Source organism: Paraburkholderia diazotrophica (assembly GCF_900108945.1).
GTDB classification, from domain to species: Bacteria; Pseudomonadota; Gammaproteobacteria; order Burkholderiales; family Burkholderiaceae; genus Paraburkholderia; species Paraburkholderia diazotrophica.
This window is the reverse complement of the sequence record NZ_FNYE01000084.1, coordinates 1-6,252: the sequence shown is the minus strand read 5'-3', so window position 1 is coordinate 6,252 and position 6,252 is coordinate 1. Positions and strand designations below refer to the sequence as shown.

General features: G+C 58.8%; 6 protein-coding genes and 1 pseudogene. All 7 read right to left on the bottom strand.

Annotated features, from left to right (window positions below):
* A pseudogene (locus BMW76_RS39665) lies at positions 1-502 on the bottom strand (site-specific integrase); the annotation flags it as partial.
* Between the two features lie 330 nt (positions 503-832).
* Complete coding sequence (locus BMW76_RS39660; RefSeq protein WP_407669090.1) at positions 833-1,396, bottom strand: methyltransferase family protein; 564 nt, start codon at positions 1,394-1,396, stop codon at positions 833-835.
* A gap of 526 nt (positions 1,397-1,922) precedes the next feature.
* Positions 1,923-2,390, bottom strand: coding sequence for a MarR family winged helix-turn-helix transcriptional regulator (locus BMW76_RS39655; protein WP_090874127.1), 468 nt, complete (start codon positions 2,388-2,390; stop codon positions 1,923-1,925).
* A gap of 18 nt (positions 2,391-2,408) precedes the next feature.
* Positions 2,409-3,392, bottom strand: coding sequence for a type II secretion system F family protein (locus tag BMW76_RS39650; RefSeq protein WP_090874126.1), 984 nt, complete (start codon positions 3,390-3,392; stop codon positions 2,409-2,411).
* A 42-nt stretch (positions 3,393-3,434) separates the two neighbouring features.
* On the bottom strand, positions 3,435-4,412 hold the full coding sequence (locus tag BMW76_RS39645; RefSeq protein ID WP_090874125.1) for a type II secretion system F family protein: 978 nt from the start codon (positions 4,410-4,412) through the stop codon (positions 3,435-3,437).
* Between the two features lie 74 nt (positions 4,413-4,486).
* Complete coding sequence (locus tag BMW76_RS39640; protein WP_407669089.1) at positions 4,487-5,842, bottom strand: CpaF family protein; 1,356 nt, start codon at positions 5,840-5,842, stop codon at positions 4,487-4,489.
* Positions 5,843-5,871: 29 nt separating this feature from the next.
* On the bottom strand, positions 5,872-6,252 hold a 381-nt coding region (locus tag BMW76_RS39635; protein WP_407669088.1), incomplete at its 5' end, for an AAA family ATPase.

The following is a 6,252-nucleotide window of genomic DNA, read 5'->3' as shown; positions in this document are numbered from 1 at the left end:
CAAGCGTTCGTTCAAAACCAACGGCGTCGAAATACCTGATGTAGACAATCCTGTCGCACCAGAGAGGCGATGCAGGAGAAAACAGACCGCGGGCCTGAACCCAACGATAGAAATGAACAACCTGGCGCATCCGCATGGTAGCGGTCGACGGGCTGATCAGGCCGGCATTACGCGCCTCGACGAGTGCACCGCGATAGCGAACCAGACACCGTTCGTCCTTGCGCATGGGAAAGGCGTACCACTTCAGATCCTGGGATTCCAGGAACGTTGCGTAATCCGCCAGGCTACGCAGGTTCGACTCGATGGTCTCAATGGCCACGGCCTCGCGACTGATGCGCTCGACGGCCCAAAGATTGGCCTCCGCCCACGGCGCGCCATCAGCCCAGAATATCTGGGGCAGGGCCCCTGTCTCGCGACCGTAACGCCGCGGCGCGTAAGCCACTGCGCCGTCGACAACCTCGCAGCGGTGCGGAACAAAGTGGATATGTTCGAGCGTAGCCACGGACATCTCCCGTCTTCGGTGTCCATACTGTGCCTGTGGTGGTTTACGCGTCCGTGACACGCATCTTGCCGTTACCGCAGATGGCGTTCTTCGAGCCGAACTACGAGACGGGCAAGCCTGTGCTCGGGTTTCAAAGACCACCTCCCCGGATAGGAGAACCACCGACGCCCCGGCGGCGAGCGCCGCCACTGTCAGGTGTTTCGTCGTTTTTGCTTTTACTGTTGCATGCCCACGCTATAACGCATGACAGCCGTGAGTGATAGACTTGTGTCGGTAAGCCATCAACTGCTGGCACCGGTTGCAATTGCGACCGGCATGTCGATAACACATTCAGTAGAGTCCCGGCAGGACGCGATATCGCACCTTGCTTATGTATGCACGATAAAGCGCGTCATCGCTCAGGAGCCGTTCCTCCCGTGCGATTCTGCACGCCTGCAAGGCAAACTGGCTTCCAAATACCAACAGGTTCTGTATGCCGAAGTTTGAAAGCAGGAAGCCGATGTCTTCGATGAAATAGCCGAGATACATCGGATGTCTTACGAAACGGTACGCACCCGTCGAAACGACCCCGCGGTTCGCAGGCAATATCCCGAACGAGCGCCGCAGCGAAGCCTTCGCAAAAAGCTGCCAGCAGATACCGGCAACCTGAAACGCCGCACCCACCACCTCCGGCACGATCTGGAAACCCGGCCTGAGTTGGACGGCGAGAAAGTAGTACGTAGCGCCCATCGAACAGATGTATGCGAACGGGGTCAAGTCGCGTCGGACAGGGACACGTGCGAACAGCGACAGGCCCACGGTGAAGCATTGCGTGATGACCAGTAACAATAACGTGACGCGCCCAGGATCGGCAAGCCAGTGGAGAATCGCCGCATAGCTGAAAATACCCATCATCACAGCTGCGCATACCCGTGCTGTCACCTCGAACAGCACATCCACGCTCCTTACCGAACCCTGGTGGACAATAAGTTCTGAACATGCCGCGGATTGCGATTCCGAGCTACAGCCTTCATCGACGATCATGCTCATGCCTCTTACCCCGCAGTGTTCAGTGTTTCCGTTAGACCTCTACCGGTAGTAGCCCGAAAAGATTTTTCAGTCGTCGCTACAACTGCAATTGCACCGCACGCCTCGTCCCTCGACGATGACTCCGCAGTCTCATACGGCGCTGAATGTCCGTGCTTCGCGGGCCACCTCATCTGTTCGCCATCCTTGCTCGCCCGAAGTAACGACGCGACGATCACGCCAAAGCTGGCTCCTAACCATATCCCCGCACCCAAGCCTAGCAAGAATTCCACGGTTCCCCCCATCGACAGTTGAACAGCTGACTATCTGATTCATTGGATCGCCTCAATGTGCAAAAAGGCCGACCGCCATCCGGCGATGAAACGTCGCAACAGGACAAACAATCGCCGCGACATCACGCTAACCGGTTGGTTGCATCCGCCATATGGTCGTCAATTATTCTTAGCATTACAGATAAATAATTTTTTATGCTTTCCATTTGTTCACTACCGAGCGTGTCATCAAACTCTGCCAGATTACGGTTAACCGCCTCGAAGCAGGCGCTAATCGTTGCACGACTGCCTGGAATGAAACGCAGCAGGATGCGCCGCCCATCGGTCGGATCGGGCTCACGGGCTATTAGCCCCGCTTTTTCGAGGCTCTTCAGGGATGTCGTGATACTACCTGGCGATAACCCCGTCAGCTTTGACAGCCGACCTGGCGTGACGGGTTGCACCTCGTCGAAATAGGCGACTTCGAGGCATTCCAGGTCCGTAACGCTCAGTCCCAGACGCGCAGCCACGAACTGGTTGAAAGCCGCCAGCTTGACGCCCAGCATAAATCGCAGTTTGACGATCTCCGCGCTTCTTTCCACATGTGGCATGGCGTGTCTCTCCAACCGTCACTGCAATGGCACTGCATCAGCTGCCTGGCCAGCCATCGTCGGCAGCAGCACGCGAAGGATCTGAATAATCGCCGGCCCCAGCAATATCAGCATCAGCGTCGGAAATATGCAGAATATCAACGGAAACAGCAATTTGACCGCGATCTTCCCAGCCGCCTCTTCCGCCTTCAGCCGTCGCTTGAGCCGCAGGTTGTCCGAGTGCACGCGCAACGAATCGCCCATGCTGGTGCCGAAGCGCTCGGCCTGAATCAGCATGGAGACCAGCACGTCGATTTCCTCGACGCCTGTGCGCATTGCCAGGTTCTTGAGCGCCGTTTCCTTGCTCAAGCCCGCTCTCAGTTCGAGCAAGAGAATCTGGAGTTCATCGCTCAGCGTCCGGCTCTTGACGTCCATTTCATCGGCCACTTTCATGAGCGCCGCATCCAGCCCGAGACCCGCTTCCACGCAGACAGTGAGCAGATCCAGCGCGTCTGGAAAGTCCTCGAAGATGGTCTGCTTGCGCCGGTCCACCCGGCGCGCGAGCGCCATATTCGGCAGGTAGTAGCCGATTCCCGCAAGCACGAGCAGCAACAGTAGAAGCAGATGGTTTTTTTCGTTCGAGAGATACGGGCCGGCCACTACAAGGCAGACAAGCGGCAGCCCAATCACGAGGACTGTTTTGGCAGCAAAGTAGATCCCGGGAGCGGACTCGCTGCGCCAGCCGGCATGCATGAATTTCGAGCGCAGTGCCGAATGCTCCCAACCTTCTTTGGGGATAGAAAGTTTCGCAATCGGCTTCGAAGCTTCCGCAATCTTTCTTACCCATAGAGCCTCCTCACCGTCCGCTGCTTCCTGCGAACCCTGCTCGTTGCTGGTGAGCTTGTTGAGGCGGCGGTGGATCGAGTTTGGCATCAGCAGTGCCATCACGCCGAATGAGAAAAGGGCGACGATTGCGAATACGGCGGCTAGCAATATGAGTTGTTCTGTTTTCATGGCGGGCATGGGATCGACCCATCCTCAGAGAATGGAAATGGCAGACTTTCCTTAAACATGGATACGGATGACTTTGCGCATCCAGATCACGCCGAACACCATCATGACGAGCGCCACGCCAACCAGATCGATGCCGGTCGGGTCGGTCCACAGAATCCGAAGGAAGCCCGGATTCATGATGGAGATTACGAACGCCACCACAAACGGCAAGGCGCCCAGAACCCACGCCGACAGCCTTCCTTCGGCCGACAGCACCCTGACCTTGCCGAGCAGCGCCAGCCGTGCCCGGATGATCTGGCTGATGTTGCCGAGTATTTCAGCCAGGTTGCCGCCGCTTTCACGCTGGATCAGCACTGCGATCACGAAATAACGAAGATCGCTGATCGGTACGCGGTTAGCAAGGCCGCCCAGCGCGTCATTGAGCGATACGCCGAAATTGATCTGGCCGAACGTCGTGCGAAACTCGCTGCCGATCGGCTCGGGCATTTCATCGCCCACCATGCCGAGTGCCGTCGAGAACGAATGTCCAGCCCGAAGCGACCGGCCGATCATGTCGGCTGCCTCGGGCAGCTGTTGCTCGATCTGCTTCATCCGCTTCGCCTTCGCGCGGTTGACCCTGAATGGCGCGATCATGCCGGCAATGAGGATTGCGGCGAGAAGCGGCAGCTGCGGCACGTAGATCGCGCTGCCTGCGATCCAGACCACGAGTGGCGGCAACACGGTGCAGGTGAGGAGCTTCCCCATCGACCAGTCCAACCCGGACTGAACCAGCCAGCGGTCCATCGTCTGAATGCGCGGCATCCGCAGCAGCACCTTGGTCAACAATGGCGATGTGCTCAATTCGCGCTGCTTGAGAATCGACACTGTCTTTTCATTGCCGTGTCCGCTGGCGGACATCATCCGGATGCGGTTTTCAAGACGCTTCGCCTCACTGCTGTGCCGGCTCTGCCACCAAAGGTAGCCGGCTTCGATCAACAGGATGATCGTGAAGAAAACCAGAATGACGAATCCATAGAATAGATAGTTCATTTCCAGATACCTCGCAGGCGCATAGCCGTGGCCGCCGCCGTTGTTGTTTCCCCGCTGCGTTCGTCATGCGGGGCTCATACCGGGTAATGCTTCGACGGGTCGTACAGCGCATCGGGCACGGCCACGCCAAAGGCCTGGAGTCGGTCGGAAAATTTCGGCCGGACGCCCGTCGCGCAGAAATGCCCGCACACCTTCCCGTCCTTGTCGACTCCGGAGCGCTTGAACGTGAAGATCTCCTGCAGGTTGATAACGTCGCCTTCCATCCCGGTAATTTCCGAGATGCTGGTGACCTTGCGGCGCCCATCGGTCAGACGGGCGGCCTGGACGATGACACCGATCGCCGAACTGATCTGGTGGCGAGCGGACTTCTGCGGCAGATTCAGCCCCGCCATGCCGATCATGTTTTCAAGCCGCGTCAGCGCATCGCGCGGCGTGTTGGCGTGTATTGTGGCAAGCGATCCTTCGTGCCCTGTGTTCATCGCCTGCAGCATGTCCAGCGCCTCCGCGCCGCGCACTTCGCCGAGGATGATCCGGTCTGGCCGCATCCGCAGTGCATTGCGCACCAGCGAGCGCTGCGTGATCTCGCCCTTGCCCTCGATGTTGGGCGGACGCGTCTCGAGCCGCAGCACGTGCACCTGGCGCAACTGAAGCTCGGCCGCGTCTTCGATCGTGACGATCCGCTCATCGGATGGAATGAAGCCCGACAGCAGGTTGAGCATCGTCGTCTTGCCGCTGCCCGTGCCGCCCGAAATCAGCACGTTCACCTTGGCGGCGGACAGCGCTTCAAGCACCTGCATCATGGGCGGCGTGACACTTTGATACTCGATCAGGTCTTTCACGCTCAGCGGATTGACTGCGAACCGGCGAATGGACATCAAGGGCCCGTCAATGGCCGATGGCGGAATGATTGCGTTCATACGCGAGCCGTCAGGTAGGCGCGCATCGACCATCGGGTTCGACTCATCGACGCGGCGGCCCACACGCGACACGATCTTCTCGATCACTTTCATCAGATGCGCATCATCGTAGAACGTCACGTCCGTCAGCTCCAGCTTGCCGCGCCGTTCGACATAAATCTGCTTGTATGTATTGACAAGAATGTCGGAGACGGTCGGGTCGGCCAGTAACGCTTCGAGCGGGCCGAAGCCGAGCATTTCGTCGCGCACGTCGCGCACGAGATGCCGCCGCTCGACCTCGTTGATCGGCACGTTGTCTTCTTCAACGATGCGCTCGACGAGCTGTGCCAGTTCATGGTGGATCTGCTCGGTCGAAAGACGCTGAAGCTTTTCCAGCTCGACGCGATCGATGATGGCCTGGTGAACGTTCCTCTTGAGCTCCTGATACGCGCGGCCAGCCATCCGGTTGCGGTTGAGGTTCTCATCCTTGGCGGATGCGCCGCCCAGGTCGGAGAATTGTTCGCGCAGCGTCAACACGTTTTCCATTTTTTCTCTCCTCTATCTCATGCCCGGCTCAGCGCCGGCCTGCCGAAGAATTTCTGCAGGATGCCACCCCGCTCCGTCTCGGGTTGCGGCGGCGATAGCGAGCGCACCAGTTCGCAGAGACCTTTGGCCACACCGCTCGATCTGGCGAGCCGCAGGATCGGCACGCCCTGATTGATCGACGCCGACACCGAAGCGCCGTCTTCCGGAATCACGCTGGTCACCCGCAGGCCCAATGCCTTTTCCAGTTCCGGCAACCCCACCGGCCCTTTCTTTTCATAGCGATTGACCAGCACGCGCACCTTGTCACCGCGATAGCCGAGCGAGCGGAAGATATCGAGCAGACGCCGGCCGCCGCGCAGATACGGCAGGCTCAGTTGCAGCACCGGGAAAATGCAGTC